Genomic DNA, 16,380 nt, shown 5'->3' on the forward strand with positions numbered 1-16,380 from the left:
CAAACAGCAAAAACACTATACGATATCGCTGATTTTGTGATGCTAGAAGACGCTGTTGAGTATTGTTGGTTGAAGATTGAGAGTATTATACGATGATACTATTGTGGTTTTTTAGGAAACACAGCATTAACATCTGACGCATCAACACGAGTTACTAAAATGCGGTACTTTTTCCATTGTTTTAACTGCGCTTCTTCATCAGCTTCTTGCATGTCTAAATCAATAATATCTTGAAGTAACGATATTTTTTCGTTAGCTTCATTGATTAATGAGTTTTTTAAATTTTGATTATTTTTGATGATATGTTCATTTTTTGCATCTTCATCTAATACCCATTTTTTGCCGTTCCATTTGCAAAATTCAAACGGCTCTAACAGTGTAAAACCGTTTTTAATTTTACCGAGATAATCAATAACACTTGATTCTTTCGTATCAATGTTATATACCGTTTTGTTTCTGTTATCTTCAATTAAAATCCATTCGCTGTTCTGTTCACACGGCCAATAACCTTCTTTAAATGAAGGGGCAATCCGTAGCGCATTATCAGGCGGTAACGTGTCATCGTTCGCTTCAAGAGAATGTGTGTACGGTTTTAATTCTTTTGTAGTATCAAAATAATAATTAATCATATTAAACTCCTAAATAAATTACTGGTGTCATACCGATGTTGAGAGGTCTGTTATCATCAGCAGTGACAGGCACTACACGTGATGCGTCAAATGTTATAGTTCGTTCTGGAAAATCAGAATCACTCGGGTACGTAACAGCATTTCCGTTTCTGTTATTTAATCCTGACCCAGATGTGTTTGGCTCATCGACATAAAAAACACCCTGTCCAACCGTCCCCCGCCATTGCATGACGTTATAAAGCTGTCCCCAGATATTACGAATTGCATCATTTTCCATGCTACCAACTTGCCTGCTGGTTCCGTTAACCGCGCGCTCAAAAAAACCACGACCGTCGGAAGAAAATGCAGTCGGTACATTAATATACTGTTTACCATCAATTTTTTTTATCGTGATATTATGGTCTCTTTTGTAGTTAACAGATAAACCATTTAAAGCCTTCCCTTGCGGTGAATCTAGTAAGAAATTATCACCGTTGCGAAAATACCACCCGAACGGCAGTTCATCACGTCTAAACGGCATTAGACGTTGGTCGCCGACATAAACAGGGAGAGCGTCACCTACTTTTAACACTGATTTATTATTAATTGTTACATCATTAATGTTTTGAAAACACCATGATTTTGCATTTGTTATATACGCTAATTTTGTTGACCATGCTTTTTGTTGCTCGTCGTAAAAAATAAATGACAAACTATTACTCAGCGTACGCAATACAAACTCGTTATTACTATCAGCATATTTGAATTTAATACCTGCAGAATCACCGGACATACGCAACTGCCCTGTCATTTCATCGCCAGACTTTTTTACTAGTTTAGAAGTATCAATTGTTGATACCCATTTTTTTGCATCATCTGCTGATTTTTTAGCTTTTTGTTCAGATGTTTTAGCATTGTCTTCCGACACTTTAGCAGCATTTGCACTATTACTAGATTGCTGAGCTGAGTTGCGAGATGCTGTCGCTGATGAACTCGCACTATCTGCACTGTTTTTTGCTGAATCTGAATGTGATTTTGCTGATGAGTTAGCATTCGTTGCCGTTGTTGCTGATTCGCGTGCTGATTGTGCAAAATTATTTGCATTAGTTTCGCTTACTTTTGCATTATCTGCGCTAGTTTTTGCATTCGTTTCAGCGATTTTACTATTTCGCTCTGAATCTGCCGCTTTTTCGGCAGCTTTATTTGCACGATTACGAGCATCAATAACTTGTTGCAGTATTGCGGGTGTTATCTCACTCTCTGATGGATTGAGTAAAAAATCATTTAATGTGCCGTCTTTTGAATCAGAAAATACTTGGATAGTGCCCAATTTTTTCGGCGGAAATCCGTTTATAATCAGCTTCACATCGTAATCACACGGCAACACGTTCATCATGTAACTGCCGTTGTTTGCGACTTGAAACGCTTGTGTTTGTGTTAATACTGCGCCTGTTGTTTTTTTTGCGTATAACTCGATAGTACAGTTATTAATAATTTGTCCTGCACCATCTGTTAAAATACCTGATATTTTTGCCATAATTTTCTCCAGACATAAAAAAACCGCTACACGAGCGGTCTTCTTTTAAAACTTAATTTATAGTTTGAGTAGTTCTTTTAATTTTTTTTCTTTTTCTAAATTTGCACATTTAACATCAACCAATGTGTGAGTTTTATCGGTCGGAAAATTATCTAATTTTTGCCTGATCGATCCATTAACTTTAAGTTTCAGATCGTAATGATTTTCACTGATCTTTTTAACATTTATAATTTCGTATGTTTTTAACCTTCCGCCTAAAGCATTCTCCTTATAAATTGCGTTGCAATTTAAATTTTCAGAATACGAATTACTAGAAAATAACAACATAAATAGTAATATTATTTTTTTTATCATTGCTCTATCTCCATTTTTTAAAATTTAAAATAATTTTCAGCGTCTAAAATCATAACGGGTTGCTCTGATATAAATGATGCAAATTTTAGTTCTGAGTCCATCCAATAAGTTTTAATTGCAATCTGTTCCGTCGTTGAAAGTTGATATCCATTTGATCTTAAACCAATATCACAGAGGCGACCACCTTTTCCTTCGTTAAAATGACGTGCACCAACAGATACCCTCGCAAACATAGGACGCCGAACACCATTTATAGATTGCATTTGACCAAGAGAATATTTATCAAAACTTGTAAAAACTGGGTTTATAAGCACTTCATTACATGAATCATATACAACGTGTTTATTTTTATATATTCTTAATCCGTATTTAGACGTCTTTATTTGACCGACCCCAAAAACAACAACCTTCACTTTTATCGCTCTATTACTAATATAACCATTGTGGTCGTAGGGAATGTAAACCATTCCTAATGCCCTGTCACTCAAATCCCAGCTCCTCCCTACCGATATTGATGGATCTTCACAATAAAAAAAAGTAAATGAGTTATAATGCGATATTGATGGTTCAATATCTTGCACTTTCCACCCTTTTCTACTAATTTCAACATCTCCTTTCCAGATTACGTTACTAAAATTAGTGTTTTGGTTAATTTGAAAAAAAGAATTAACACCGTTAAACAAAATACCATGCCCATTAGCGCGCGCTGGTTTTGGCCACGTTAGTAAAACAAGCTGCTGGTCACTTTTAATCATTACTTCTGGTGGAACTCCTGTAATCGAATCTATAGCATATTTACCGTTTTTAAAACATAGTTGACGTCGTTCATCTAAATATGGTAATGGTGCAATAGACGAATAAATAACTGTAGAGCCCGTATCATCTAAATAACCATCAAAACCACACGCATCAGAAAGATGCGCATAGTAGTCATGCCCATTAGGCACATAAAGCCCAGTTTCTGGGTAAACATCAGATCCCAACGCACCGGATATAAACATAGATGTACAGTTTCCATCTAAATGGTATGCTGGCCCTGTTTTTGTGAAAACTTTAATGCCAAATGACATTTAAACCTCCAAATTACCGATTTGAACGACTAAAGCCCCCGTTTCATCAAAGATTTTTATTGTTCCATCTTTCATTATAGTTCCTGCGTTACCGTTCAAATATTTAATTGTTGCTGAGCCGTCCTCTGCTACAATAAACCTGTCATTAATATTAATGCTGCCACCTCGAATGATTGGTGCTTTGATTTCAGTATATGCAACCAATCTATCACCACTGATAGTGCCTGTAGCAATAAGATTGCCATCTAAAAATAATGCTGGTGATACCCATTTTGCGCCGTCATACATTTTTGCTTCAGTTTTAGTTACATGTCCGTTACCATCCTCGGTGTAAACTATTAGCACCGTATCTCGTGATGGCCACATTCCAAGAACATAATGAAAAAGCTGTGTAGCTTTGTCATTGTTTTCAGGAAAAAACCCATCGGCGGTTTTTATTCTAAAAATGCCGCCTGCGGCACCAACTGTGTCATCTGCTGTTGTTGCTGAACCAGTACACATTCCCGAATGGCCAGCCGCATTAACCGCAATCACGCCGTAATAATAAGTTGTAGACGCTTGTACATCAGCATCAATTAGCTTATTTGATGTTCTGCCTAGATAATTAGTCATAGCTTTAACCTCATCCAGTGTAGAACCCTTGTAATACTCGAATGTTGTGCCAAGACCAACACTTGACGGCATAATCGGTTTGATTGTTACAGTATTACTTGAAGAGGAAAAAACCAATTGAGTTGGGGTCTCCGGTGCTGCAATAGTAAATGCTACTGTAGACTCATCGCCCAACCTGCCGTCCTCTGTCGATATTCCACGCACGGACGCAGTATATTTACCTTCATCAAGGTTACTCATTGTTACACTCATTTCATGTACTGTCTGACGTGATACTAAATTACCATTTCTCAAAATAGTAACCTGAAACTCAAGATGGTTCATTGTTCTTGGCGTTGTCCATGAAAGCACCGCTTGATATTCGTCACTATCGGGGGTAATTGAAACAGCAAGACCTTCAATCGGTGGAATTCCCCAGCCGATGGATTGAGCGTTGTTGGGTGTAAAAACAGCTCCTTCGTCTACTATTGCTTCTTTTTTAGGTTCGTGTTCTATTGCTGTTATAGAATATGTACCGTCGTCATTTTCACTAATAGCGATCGCTTTAAATAAGCGTGATGATACATTAACATTTGTTAAAATCCATGTTGACCACTGATCTGCATTAACTGTTTGCTCTAAAACTAAAGTATTCGGTGTCTTTTGTGATACAACCTTGACTTTTATTAGTTTTGCATTGATGTCTTGATATGTTATGTAGCTATTTTTTTCAATTTCAACATCACGATCTAACGTAACAATATTATCGACTGCGGAGACAATTCGCCCTCCTGATTGCGACATAATATATTCATTATCTAAAATCTCGATTACATCGCCCGGTAAATGTCGCAATCCTTCTCGCCCCACGCTGAACGTGACTGTTTGACGTTCATATTTTTCTGTAGTTATAATCCATTTTCCTGTACGGTGCGCCTGACCTCGTGATGTGCACCCAAAGGCTTCAACGTCTAACACATTTAGCCCAAACCGCTTGATTGCCTCATCATCTGCAACGTATTCTGTTACAGGCTCCCATCCGTAAGCTGGGTCGATGTACTTAACTCGAACTGCTGTATGTCTATCTTTCATTGCTGCAGATGAATAACTGAATCTACCATCAACAACATTTGCATTGGTATAAATAGCAACAGTATCGCTTGGTCTATCAATAATAGTAGTTAGCTGTGTTCCGTCCCACACTGGCATCGCTCTAAAGATCGAGCAAAGATTATTTATCAAATCATATGCTTGTGATCTTTCTGTTATGCAACAATTGCATGTGAATCTAGGCTCTTTCCCGCCAAAACCATCATCAACAAGCTCATCGCAATATTGAGCAATTGAATAGAGCATGAATTTATCAATTGAAATCTTACCAAATCGTTGCGCCATACCATAGCGATTACTGGTTATAATGTCATAAAATGCCCACGCAGGATTATTTGTCCACTCCGTTTTAAACTCGCCCAACCAAATTCCGTTGTATGTACGAGAAATAGGGTCATAATTATTAGGAATTTTACATCTAATCCCTCTAATCAAATATGTGCGAGTTGGCACACCATTAAATTGCGATGAATCAAATCTTAAACCGACGAGCGCCGTATTTGGGTATGATAATTTTACGTCATAAATCTCTGTATAAGATGACCAAACAGTGTTATTTACTAATAAATCTGACTTGCTGTCTGGAGTAAGGCGAATAACGCGAATATTAAACGGCACAGAAGGTAAATCATCTAAAATTACAGATGTTAAATATTGTGAACGCGTTTTTTTATTTTCTAATTCAACAACTTTTTTTGTAACCCAACTTGCCCCGTTTCCAATTTGCACCGCCATGCTTACAGATGTTCTTGTTATATCACCACTATTTGTCTGGCTATATAATGCAGAAACACCGACAGTTACGCGTACTCGATCGACATAAGGATCGGTTATCGTTCTAACTATTGGTGTTTTTTGTTTAACCTCTAACCCAACTGGGATTTCGTTTTGTGTTTCAGCAAATCCCGACAACGGTAATTGCGATTGTGTCCCAGCCGTCCACTCAACTTCAACGCCGTTAAAATTATATGATCCATCATCAGCTTGGATTGGCGTTTTATTTAAAAAAACCCCTTTTAACCCTCCCACAGGACCTTCAATCTGACCCTCACTGATAATATCAATAATAGATAATTGTTGTTTTGATTCTAGATTGTCAGCCTCAATTCGCGGAGTTTTTGTTTTTCCTGAACTGTCACCCATTTATCACTCCACATTCATTGTTTCAACGCCTTGCGACTCAACTTTTGAGCCAACCATTATTTCCCCAAAAACCCAAGGAACAGGCGATCCTTGAGCGGCAGTGTTGCCAAGACTAGAAAAAGAGGTGCTCTTTTTACCTTCGTCATTAGCTGCATCTTTCATTTTTGGAGTTTTTGTTAGCATTTGAGCTACGCCGCCTGCCATCATTCCTATGCCCGCTGCGATAAACGGTGTTCCCCAACCTCCATAAATATTACCTACCACACCGATTACTACCAGAGCAGCCCCTGCAATAATATTAAAAATACCGCCATTTTTAGCGCCTGCGGCTACTGGAACAATGTGGATTACTGAATCATGTGAAATTTGAGAATGAAGCCCAAATTGCAACGTTTTATCTGTGATATCTTTTTTATTAATTCTAACTCGAAAAAAACCTTTTTTAATTTCTTCCTTTAGTCCTTTAATTTGTAAATACAAACAATTTAGAGCTTCACTCGCTGTGTCAGCGTTTATTTTGTATTTATTGCCATATTGCTTAAGATTGCCGTAAAGTTTAATGATTGCCATTGTTTGTGTCTCCATATTGAATGATAGTTTTTAATCCAGTATCCGCTAAATAAATCTCTTTTCGATAGACGACGTGGTAGATGATGAAGAATAAAGTTATTACCAATATAAATAGCAGCATGATTAACGGTTTTACTGTTAAGCGGAAAAAGAATAACGTCGCCATCTTGCAAACTAGATATACTTACCTGATGGAAACCATTAGCTTGCATATTATCTAGATAAAGATTTTGCCCGTCGTCCCACCAGTCGTCGTCACGGTGAAAGTTCGGAAAATCAAAACCACATAGATGATATGCATCACGAAATAACGCGTAACAGTCAGTTACTCCGTGTTTAAATTCACGACCTAATAAAGGTTGCATATATCTAAATTTGTGAATTTTGTTATCACAGACTAACCACCAATCAACGGCAGTTTTTTGCTGATAAAACTGGTCAGCCTCACTCAAAATAGGCAAACCGTCGGGGTGAGAATGAACAATTGCAGTTATAACGCCACTTTCTTCCGCTTTTATCCAATCATCAGGGGATATTTGGAATGTTTCAGTGGGTGTAGGTGAGATGTTTTTGCATGGCAGATAGGATTTATTATCAATAACAAATCCGCAGCATTCAGACTCACCGCATTGTTTAGCGTGATTAAGTATTTGTGTTTTCATAATTAATTAAGATAGTTTTGCAGAAGCGGGAAAGCCGCCGAAAGGAAGAATGCCGTTTTTACCAAAGCGAAGTTTACAACCCGTAATCGTTCCAGAACATTTATCTTTAGTAACATCGTTTGTGAGAGCATCTCTTTCATCAGCAATCGCACCACCCGTGTAACTACATTCAGAGCTACGATATTGCCAACAGCATGTATGTGCGATGATTACCCTAGATGGCAAGAAAATCCCATCGCTTTCACAAGGTAATGCTAATTCAAATGTGGCAGATTCACTTGGTATTAAATTAGTTAATCTCTCAACTAAATATTGCGATACCACTTCTTGCGTCGGATCTGCTTTATTATTTCCACCTTCAAAATTTACAGCATCTAAAAATTCCGCTAAAACCTGACGTCTAGTTACTACAGCTCCAAGCAAGTCATCAAATGATTTCACTAAACCGGTTATTAGACCGAAAGCATTGGAAACAGTCATTTTTGGACGGTTACTAGTGCCCTGCCCGTTTTTTTGAAAACCATCTACTTTAATAGGATATGGCTCATAGATATTGCCTTGCCATGTAATGGGTCGCCTTAGCTCGTTTAATCCGTTATGAAAGCGAAATATCGTTTTATTACCCACGATCTTCGTTAAATCGACTTCATACAAATCAACAATCGCATCTTGCGCTATTTTGGTTATATCAAGTAACATTTTTTTGGGGATCATGCGACTACCTCTTCAAATGTTGCTGTTATTGTTGTTGCAGTGTTCATAACGTTAGATGTCCAGCTTGGGCATTTAACTGTTATTAATCTGTGCGAGTTCGGCTCTATCCATTTAAATGCGTGAAGCCCACCCTGCCGTGTTAAAAAGTCATTGATGTGTTGCGCATCTTCTCGCAATACTTTTAGCGTAACGCTGTATGAGCGCAAGTCGTTGTTAATGCCGTCTTTAATTCGTTGCTCATAGCCGTCACCGAACTTAATGGTTTTTATTTTTGGCTCGGCTTTTTCGCTCATGCTCGGTGCAACTTGCCAGTGAAATGTTTCCATAGTTTTCTCCAGACATAAAAAAGCCCGCAATTGCGAGCTTTAGGTTTGATTTTATTTTGTATATCTACATTAGATTTTCCATACTCAGTTAACAACAATCAGCATGTTTTTGTGAGGAAAACTGCATTTGCAAACCTAATGCTTGAACAATTTTAAAGATTGTATTAAATGTAGGATTCCCCTCACCTGATAACGCTTTATAAATACCCTCACGGCTTATACCTGTATCACGTGAAAGCTGACTGATGTTTTTAGCTCTAGCTATATCACCAAGCGCAATAAATAAAAATTTAGGGTCTCCTTCTTCTATTGCGGCATTTAAATATTCTTGCATTTCTTCATCAGTATTTAAAAAATCAACCACATCAAAAGTTTTTAGTTTTGTAGTCATAATTAACCCCATTTATTTGCTAATTCTTTAGCAATTTTAATATCTGTTTGTTGTGTATCCTTGTCACCGCCACACAATAAAATAACAATTTCATTATTGCGGTTAACAAAATAAACCCTATACCCTTTTCCACAGTGAATACGCATTTCTGATACACCGCTGCCTACAGGCTTAACATCACCAAAATTACCTTCTTGCATACGACGAATTCGAACTTTAATTTTAGCTGCTGCAGTTTTATCTTTAAGCGACTTCAACCATTTTTCCATTTGCGGTGTATAACTTACAGTAATCATGCTTTATTCCTGTTTTAATTTAAAACTATTATATCTTACACTGCTAAGATGTCAACTATGGTTATCAATTCTAATTATTTATATTTTTACTAAAACTTATATAATGCTTATATTTAGGTTAATCATAAAAATAATAATGAATAAAACAATCGATATTGAAACAGGCGTACCAAGTGAAGTTGTTAACATGGTTTTTGATAATAATTATTCTCCAGCACAAGCATGGCGTGAATATTTAAAGCTATCTCAAGTTGAAGTTGCGAATAAAATAGGTATTAGTCAATCGGCTTATTCTCAATATGAAAAAAGCCAAAAGTTGAGAAAAGCAACACGGATTAAAATTGCCGAAGCGCTACAAATCAAACCTGAACTGTTAGATTTTTAATAAAAAACCCGCCGAAGCGGGTTATTGATGTTGTTCACATACAAAATATTTATGTATATATTTGAATCTAATATTAATTTAAAAAGTTTATTAAAATATAATATATTTACTAAACTACAATTTCACTTTTTAATTTTTCATAACTTTCTTTATTTAAAAGTTTTTGGTCACTTTTAATTTCAATCCTATTACATTCACCTGTTAAATATTGAAATTTATCATTGAGAGCCGCAAAAAGGGTTTGTTTTTGGGATGATAAAAGTACTTTATTAATAAGAAGATAAGAACTTGATATTACACCTGGGTCAAGTTCATCTTTTATTATTGAATCCATAACAAAAGGAAGTTCTACAGAAGAATATTTCATTAATATCTTTATATAAGTTAAATAAATAACCAAGTATGTTTGATTTAATGCTGAACCACTATTTTTTATTTGATTAAATTTTAAAAATATAAAATCACGATCTACAGATGGCAATTTATCAGCCAGTTCATTAAAAAAAACAGTAAAATCTGAATCTATTTTAGCTCTATTCTTATCTTGTTCTTTGGTTAATATTTTTATATCTGCATTTATAATTTTTAAATCATCATTAATTTTGGATATTTTAATTTTTAAATCGTTTAGTATTGCATAATATTTATCTTGAGATTTTTTCTCACCTACACTTTGGATATACGCATCAATCGATGCTTTACTTGAGGTTATTTTCAGCTGATTAGATAGGGTTTTATACTCTTTATCAAGCCCAATTTTTTTATTCAATAAAGAGTTTAGGTCTTGTTCAACTTTTTCAATTTTTGATTGAGTATCCTTTATATTTTCGGCTAATAGAAAAGAACTATAATCCAGTTTCATTCTTTCTTTGGATTGTTGTTCAGTTAAGAAAGAATCGCACTTACTGCATCTAATGGAGTGATTTTCATACAATTCATTATTGTATTTTAAGATCTCTTCAAGCTCTCTTATTTCTAATTTAAGAGAATCTAATTCAACTTGTTTTGAATATATTTGCCCATTATAAGTAGACAGTTGCTGATTAATCGTATTAATTATTGATAAATACTTCCTCAGATCTTCTTTATACTCATCTTCATTCACAAAAGAATTGCAATTTTCAGTTAAAATAAATTGGTCTTTAAGTGTTAACAATGAATTGTGATTACTTGTTAATTCACTATGTTCCTTTTTTAATTTTCCTTTTTTCTCTTCTTTTTCAAGATGTTCATTACTTTTTAAGTTAAGAACATATTCAAAAATAGATTTTGGCATATCTTTTGAGTCATACCAAGTTAAACTAGCTGTATTTCTAAATGGCGTTCCTTGCCAAGAAGAATCTTGATCTATATAAAACAAACTAAGGATAGCTGCAGCAACAACTTGGCTTAGATTCTCACTATTTTTGGTGCGTAATTTAATTTGCATATTCAATAAATTGGCAAACCATTTAGAATATTCGCCCTCATCTAAAAGTTCGTCTCTATCATATACTTTATAGTACCGATGATGACGTATTATCCATCCCTCTTGATTGTTATGAGTGAAATATAACTTAAACATCATTTGTCTATAGTTCCAAGTTTTTGTAAAACTTTTAATATTCATTCCCAAACAATAGTAAATTGATTTCAGTAAGCTTGATTTACCAACAGTACCCTTTTTAGAATAGATAACATTAGAATTAGGTGAAAAATGAAACTCATTAGCTAATTTATTTTTTTTGTCTAAAATAACAAAGCGCTTAATAATCATTTATTACGCTCCAAAAACTTTTCCGAAACAATATCAATAAGAACGGCATAAATATCTGCTTGAAAATTATCACTTAATTTTTGATAAATACTATGTATAAAGGAAAAACCATTACTTTCTAACTCTTTAATATAGAAATCACTATTAGCTATTCTAGCTAAAATATCTTTTCTTAAATCCCTTAATTTGCTATTAAGCATATAGAATTTTAACTCTATATCTCTTCTTTCTTTTTTACTCAATAATTCATCTTCAACTAATGATTCTAAAAAATTAATTCTAAGCTCTGGTATCTTAGTAATTATGCTACAAAGACTAAAAATGTTTTTTAGTTCTTTGGAGGTTATTTTTTTACTTTCAATCACATTTTTATTATGAATACTTGCTTTTTGTTCACTTTTTAAATCTATTTGTGTAAATAGTTCATTGAGCGCATTAATTCCAGCATAGTCATCCATAGTGATTCCCTTCTTTGTCATATAACCGAGAAGTATTAGTTCCGCTTGTGATAAATCATTTTTAAAATTAGAAAAAACTATTTTAGTTTTATCTAATTCATTTTGAATTTTCTTTTCATCACCAGAAAATAAATTTTCTTGCTGCAGACATTTTAAAAATTCTTCCTTTTGTTTTTCAGAATAATCATAAACAAAATCATCGAATATATTACAACTAGATTCAGATAAATCTTTTATATCTTTTTTACTGAAAGTATCTAGAGTTACAACTTTATAATAATCGACTTTTTCTTCCTTGTTTAAAAGTTTATATAAAATCGAATTTTTATTCTTTGGAACTTTAATTAAACTTTTAATACTTAATGTTTGCCCTTTTACTTGCAGGTGGAAATTTTTTTCTGAGAAAAAAACAACAATGTCCTCTTGATTTTCAACAATGATATAAAAATTATCCACGTTAAAATTATTAATAGCAATTTGAGCAATTACTGCTTTCTGGTAATTAAAACCTCTTATACTATATGCACCACCACTATCAATAGTCATAAATAACACACAATATTTAATCAATAATGGTGATTATATATAAATAAGAATGCATTTTCTTTATGTTTATACAAACAGTGTGTTTTTATACAGTACATCTTTTTTATAAATTTTGATAATTTTTTTTAACTATTAATTGAATTTGTTGAGAATAAAAAACTTAATTGATCAATAAAACCATCTTCGGGTATGCTTTTATTCCACTTGACAGCAGAGTATTGGCTTCCACAAAAAAATGGAAGCCAATCTTTCTAAACTGCTTATATAATAATTATTTATACTTGCTGTAGTTGTTTCTTTTCTAGCTGTTTTTTAAACATCGAGGCAACAAAAGCACCGTCGCCAAAATGATCGTGAACTCTTACACCGAAATTAGAGCCTAGCATTTTAAAAACATCATATAAACGATTGTCTATGTAGAAATCGTTCAACCAAAGCATGTGATGTACCAAACAAATTAAATTAGTCCTGTTCACCTCAATCATATCTTTTCTTGTTTGCGAATGACTTGCCTCTTTATCAGCTAAATCTAGCAACCATTTACGCACTTCTTTTGCTACATTCGTGCTAGCAAACATTGCGATTAGGTGCGCTCCACGAAGTGAGAAAATTCGTACTGATTTCTTGCGTAGACTGTTGTTTATTCCATTGGTAGTCAATTTGACCACCATTGTCATTTTATCTGTGAACTCATCCTTGTTCCGACTATAAATCTTTGTTACTGATTTAGAATCAGCATATTGTAAAAGCTTAGATAGCTCGGTGGACGTGATCCAAATTTGATTATTACGTTTAACTGGTTGCACTACTGTGCTGTGAAACATTAATTGATTTGACATGCTATATCCTCGTAATCGCCCCCTTTTTAGAGGGCTTATAATTTGTTGTTAATTGATTAAGCTGCGATTTCTTGTGATAAAATTTGTGATAGTTTCGCTAACCCTTTTGGAGTAACTAGCACCTGCTCTACTATCTTTTCACTGCCGTCACTTCTTGAGACTGTTGTAATCTTATGCTCTAACAGCCCTTGCTTAACCTTATCTTGATATCCAAGCCAATGATGACTGCCTGTTCTTTTGTAAATCCAACCCATTGAGTTTAATTCTTGAAAGAATTTTCTTGGTTGAACTTGTAAATGCTTGGCAGTATCAGTAATACACATGCTACCTTCTGCTTTAGTCGCAATGCGATCAAAGGCAGCAACGGTTGGCTTCATTTCTTCAAGTTGAGATCCTAGCGTCTTATTTTCTATCATCAGCCTTTCATTTTCTTCTTCGGCTTGAATAACCATTAGTGCAAGCTCTTTTGTTGTTGGAAGTTTTAGTTGAGATTGCTTGTTAGCTTCTTCTAGTTGATAAAGGCGATCAATAACTGCTGTTCGACGTTTAATATCATAACCCGTAATTAATATTTCCGTGTACCGTCTCGATATATGATATTCCCACGCATTAGGATTTTTAAAATCATACTGATCACAGCTAACATGTTGATTTGTAAGGTAACCCAAATTTGGGTTACGGATATAATCACCATCTTTACCACCAAGTAACGCCACTAAAATAGCCCGAATATCTCGACATATATGATCATGTCTCTTATTTGTTAAAGAGGCTATCTCACGGCTAGACATTGTCAATTGACTTTTATTTACTAAAGTTATATCATTTTTCATAAACGAATCTCCTGTTTAAAATTGATTTGTTGATTGAACCTCAACATTTGCCGATGTTGGGGTTTTTGCTTTATTGGGCATTTGTTACTCCTTCTAATAACCCATAAGCTTTTCTTAATTGATAATTTACTTCTGCATCAAAACTTCGAATTTCCTTTTTTGAGTTATCAATTATTGTCTCTTTCACATCATCTTGAAATCTCACTTTCTTTTGATACAACTCTTTTGCTTTTTTCATATGTTTTATTTTCTCCTTTTAATTTACAAACCACTTTGGTTCATTTGTGTGTAGTAAACCACTTTGGTTTATTGATGTCAACACCAAAGTGGTTCATAATAGAAAAAAATTTTTCGAGGTTGATATGGCTAAAGAAGATCCACAAATGAAAATAAGGTTACCCATTGAATTAAAAGAAAAAATTCAAGAAGCTGCAGCAAAAAATAATCGCTCTATGAACGCAGAAATAGTGAGTATTCTTGAAGATAGTTTTTTATATTCTAATGACAAGGATCAACTGCATAAATTAATGACAAACTTAGAGACGTTGTTAGAAAATGTGGGGCAATTTGAATTTATCGGTATTAATAAAAAATAAGCCCGAAATTTCTAAACCGCCTATGCGGCGGTTAGGTGAATGACTATAACTTAAAGTTAGGGTCAATATTTCTATTAATAAAAAAAACCTCTAAGAGGGTTTGATTATAAGTGTGTAGCTATTTCTCTAGCTACATCTAAAGCTATCTGATCCCACGCATACTCAATAACTGAAGTGACTTTTGCATCTTTTACACCGCTATCATTCTGCTTAGTAGAAAATTCTTTAGTCCACCTATTGCCTGACAATTCAAATGTTACATTTAAATATACACTCGCACTATCAATATTCGTTGCTCCATAAGTGAATTTTGTTTTAGCATTATTAACTATTAATGTTAACTTTCTACCGTCAGAATTTAAATCTGCGTACGAGCTAATTGCTTCTTCAATTCTTGATGAAAGACCAATGCCGATCGGGATTCTAGTACGAGTTCCACTACCAAGAAACCCTGATGCCCCTTGTATATCAATTCGTGACGTAAAATCACTAGGAACCCATGTAATATCTAAGCTTTCTTTTTGAGTTATATGTATCTCTGATTTTATTTGCTTTAATGATTAATAAGACAGCCTATCACTAAATTGGTGATGAACACTGCAACCAGAGAAAATAAAACCTAAACACGTTAATAATAATAATTTTTTCATACTGTTTCCTTATAAATGGCTTTAATATAAAGTTGTTGGTGTTATATCTGTATTTCCATTTTGATCTATAGATAATCTGAACACTTTTCTTTCACCATCTTTAAAAGAAAATTCACGTTCACGGCGTGGAGGATTAAAGCTACATAATCCACTTCCCTGAAGAGATGAGCCTATTATTATGTTGCCACTTGGCGCATACAGTGAAACACGCTCTTTTGTTTCTAATTTAGCGACTTCTTGACCATTAATAAATACATTTATATAACAACCGCTTCCAACTAAACCTTTGTCTCTTATTAATACTAAATTAGCATAATTATCAACTTTATTTTGATAGCCAAATATTCTCTCCCTCGGTACATCCTTTATTTCATTTAATGAAAGAGGAGTTGTTGAGCAACCAGAAAGAAAAGAAACAATAACTACTAAAATTAATGATTTTTTCACATCATTCTCCTATAAATGATTAGTCTATTTAGAACGCCGTTCTATAAATACCATATCCGCCATTTAAGGAATGAGCAATCCTATATGTTAAAACTTGACTTTTCTCAACATCCCCTTCAACTTCAACCATTCCTCCGCCACAAACTCCATTTGCCACCATGCTAAAAATTCGTTTCCCTAATAGCGGATAGATAACAACTTTTTCCGCGGGGTTTAAATCAGCAATTTTAACTCCGTCAACAAAAAGAGAATCAGAGCAAGCGCTACTTACAAATCCTTTATCTCTTTTTATAATAACCATTTCTGAATTTTCTTTTTTTACAAAAATATCTTGGTTATATATCCGCTGCTCAGGAACGTTTACTGCCGCATCATTTGACACTGGTGACGACGAGCACCCTATCAACGTAAAACTCATTAACCCCAAAAATACAATTTTTTTCATACCATTCTCCTTAATTAATTTTTGGATAATGGTATGAAATTTAATCCATTAAA

General features: G+C 34.3%; 22 protein-coding genes. 3 read left to right on the top strand and 19 right to left on the bottom strand.

Annotated elements, in window-relative coordinates:
• Positions 1-98: 98 nt before the first annotated feature.
• The 11 genes from A9G25_RS09795 to A9G25_RS09845 form a co-directional block, all read right to left on the bottom strand.
• Entirely contained in the window at positions 99-629 is a 531-nt protein-coding gene (locus A9G25_RS09795) for a tail fiber assembly protein (protein ID WP_065626764.1), read from the bottom strand.
• A gap of 1 nt (position 630) precedes the next feature.
• Positions 631-2,145, bottom strand: coding sequence for a prophage tail fiber N-terminal domain-containing protein (locus A9G25_RS09800; protein ID WP_065626765.1), 1,515 nt, complete (start codon positions 2,143-2,145; stop codon positions 631-633).
• A 57-nt stretch (positions 2,146-2,202) separates the two neighbouring features.
• Positions 2,203-2,499 (bottom strand): hypothetical protein, encoded by a 297-nt coding sequence (locus A9G25_RS09805; RefSeq protein WP_065626766.1) that lies wholly within the window; start codon positions 2,497-2,499, stop codon positions 2,203-2,205.
• Between the two features lie 17 nt (positions 2,500-2,516).
• On the bottom strand, positions 2,517-3,569 hold the full coding sequence (locus tag A9G25_RS09810; RefSeq protein ID WP_065626767.1) for a hypothetical protein: 1,053 nt from the start codon (positions 3,567-3,569) through the stop codon (positions 2,517-2,519).
• A complete protein-coding gene (locus A9G25_RS09815; protein ID WP_065626768.1) occupies positions 3,570-6,413 on the bottom strand; it encodes a host specificity protein J in 2,844 nt (947 codons plus the stop codon).
• A gap of 3 nt (positions 6,414-6,416) precedes the next feature.
• On the bottom strand, positions 6,417-6,983 hold the full coding sequence (locus A9G25_RS09820; protein ID WP_065626769.1) for a tail assembly protein: 567 nt from the start codon (positions 6,981-6,983) through the stop codon (positions 6,417-6,419).
• A complete protein-coding gene (locus A9G25_RS09825) occupies positions 6,926-7,645 on the bottom strand; it encodes a C40 family peptidase (protein ID WP_442903092.1) in 720 nt (239 codons plus the stop codon). Before A9G25_RS09825 ends, A9G25_RS09820 begins: the two co-directional genes overlap by 58 nt.
• Positions 7,646-7,651: 6 nt before the next feature.
• A complete protein-coding gene (locus A9G25_RS09830) occupies positions 7,652-8,359 on the bottom strand; it encodes a phage minor tail protein L (protein ID WP_065626771.1) in 708 nt (235 codons plus the stop codon).
• Positions 8,356-8,685, bottom strand: a complete 330-nt coding sequence (locus tag A9G25_RS09835) for a phage tail protein (RefSeq protein WP_065626772.1) — start codon at positions 8,683-8,685, stop codon at positions 8,356-8,358. The genes A9G25_RS09830 and A9G25_RS09835 overlap by 4 nt, the downstream gene beginning before the upstream one ends.
• A gap of 88 nt (positions 8,686-8,773) precedes the next feature.
• Positions 8,774-9,076, bottom strand: a complete 303-nt coding sequence (locus A9G25_RS09840) for an addiction module antidote protein (protein ID WP_065561131.1) — start codon at positions 9,074-9,076, stop codon at positions 8,774-8,776.
• 2 nt (positions 9,077-9,078) lie between these two features.
• On the bottom strand, positions 9,079-9,372 hold the full coding sequence (locus tag A9G25_RS09845; protein WP_065561130.1) for a type II toxin-antitoxin system RelE/ParE family toxin: 294 nt from the start codon (positions 9,370-9,372) through the stop codon (positions 9,079-9,081).
• A 136-nt stretch (positions 9,373-9,508) separates the two neighbouring features.
• Between A9G25_RS09845 and A9G25_RS09850 the strand changes: the two genes are divergently transcribed.
• A complete protein-coding gene (locus A9G25_RS09850; protein ID WP_218057599.1) occupies positions 9,509-9,757 on the top strand; it encodes a helix-turn-helix domain-containing protein in 249 nt (82 codons plus the stop codon).
• A 109-nt stretch (positions 9,758-9,866) separates the two neighbouring features.
• Here A9G25_RS09850 and A9G25_RS09855 read toward each other — a convergent pair whose 3' ends face one another.
• The 5 genes from A9G25_RS09855 to A9G25_RS09875 all read right to left on the bottom strand — a co-directional run bounded on the left by A9G25_RS09855 (position 9,867) and on the right by A9G25_RS09875 (position 14,427).
• On the bottom strand, positions 9,867-11,513 hold the full coding sequence (locus A9G25_RS09855) for a hypothetical protein (RefSeq protein WP_065626773.1): 1,647 nt from the start codon (positions 11,511-11,513) through the stop codon (positions 9,867-9,869).
• A complete protein-coding gene (locus A9G25_RS09860; RefSeq protein ID WP_065561128.1) occupies positions 11,510-12,517 on the bottom strand; it encodes a hypothetical protein in 1,008 nt (335 codons plus the stop codon). The genes A9G25_RS09855 and A9G25_RS09860 overlap by 4 nt, the downstream gene beginning before the upstream one ends.
• 275 nt (positions 12,518-12,792) lie before the next feature.
• Positions 12,793-13,341, bottom strand: a complete 549-nt coding sequence (locus A9G25_RS09865) for a BRO family protein (RefSeq protein WP_218057600.1) — start codon at positions 13,339-13,341, stop codon at positions 12,793-12,795.
• Positions 13,342-13,412: 71 nt separating this feature from the next.
• The gene (locus A9G25_RS09870; RefSeq protein ID WP_065575802.1) at positions 13,413-14,189 is read right to left on the bottom strand and encodes a phage antirepressor KilAC domain-containing protein; all 777 of its coding nucleotides are present in this window, start codon (positions 14,187-14,189) and stop codon (positions 13,413-13,415) included.
• A gap of 70 nt (positions 14,190-14,259) precedes the next feature.
• Complete coding sequence (locus A9G25_RS09875; RefSeq protein WP_065626775.1) at positions 14,260-14,427, bottom strand: Arc family DNA binding domain-containing protein; 168 nt, start codon at positions 14,425-14,427, stop codon at positions 14,260-14,262.
• Between the two features lie 124 nt (positions 14,428-14,551).
• On the opposite strand from A9G25_RS09875, the gene A9G25_RS09880 reads away from it, so the two are divergent.
• Positions 14,552-14,785, top strand: a complete 234-nt coding sequence (locus tag A9G25_RS09880) for an Arc family DNA-binding protein (protein ID WP_065626957.1) — start codon at positions 14,552-14,554, stop codon at positions 14,783-14,785.
• Between the two features lie 104 nt (positions 14,786-14,889).
• On the opposite strand, the gene A9G25_RS12865 is transcribed toward A9G25_RS09880, so the two are convergent.
• Complete coding sequence (locus A9G25_RS12865) at positions 14,890-15,033, bottom strand: hypothetical protein (RefSeq protein WP_176701115.1); 144 nt, start codon at positions 15,031-15,033, stop codon at positions 14,890-14,892.
• Between the two features lie 55 nt (positions 15,034-15,088).
• On the opposite strand from A9G25_RS12865, the gene A9G25_RS12645 reads away from it, so the two are divergent.
• Entirely contained in the window at positions 15,089-15,310 is a 222-nt protein-coding gene (locus tag A9G25_RS12645; RefSeq protein ID WP_141675076.1) for a hypothetical protein, read from the top strand.
• 146 nt (positions 15,311-15,456) lie between these two features.
• On the opposite strand, the gene A9G25_RS13100 is transcribed toward A9G25_RS12645, so the two are convergent.
• Positions 15,457-15,882, bottom strand: a complete 426-nt coding sequence (locus A9G25_RS13100) for a hypothetical protein (RefSeq protein WP_065626776.1) — start codon at positions 15,880-15,882, stop codon at positions 15,457-15,459.
• Positions 15,883-15,910: 28 nt separating this feature from the next.
• Entirely contained in the window at positions 15,911-16,327 is a 417-nt protein-coding gene (locus A9G25_RS09895) for a hypothetical protein (RefSeq protein ID WP_065626777.1), read from the bottom strand.
• Positions 16,328-16,380: the final 53 nt, after the last annotated feature.

This window comes from Gilliamella sp. Bif1-4, assembly GCF_001690535.1.
GTDB classification, from domain to species: Bacteria; Pseudomonadota; Gammaproteobacteria; order Enterobacterales; family Orbaceae; genus Gilliamella; species Gilliamella bombi.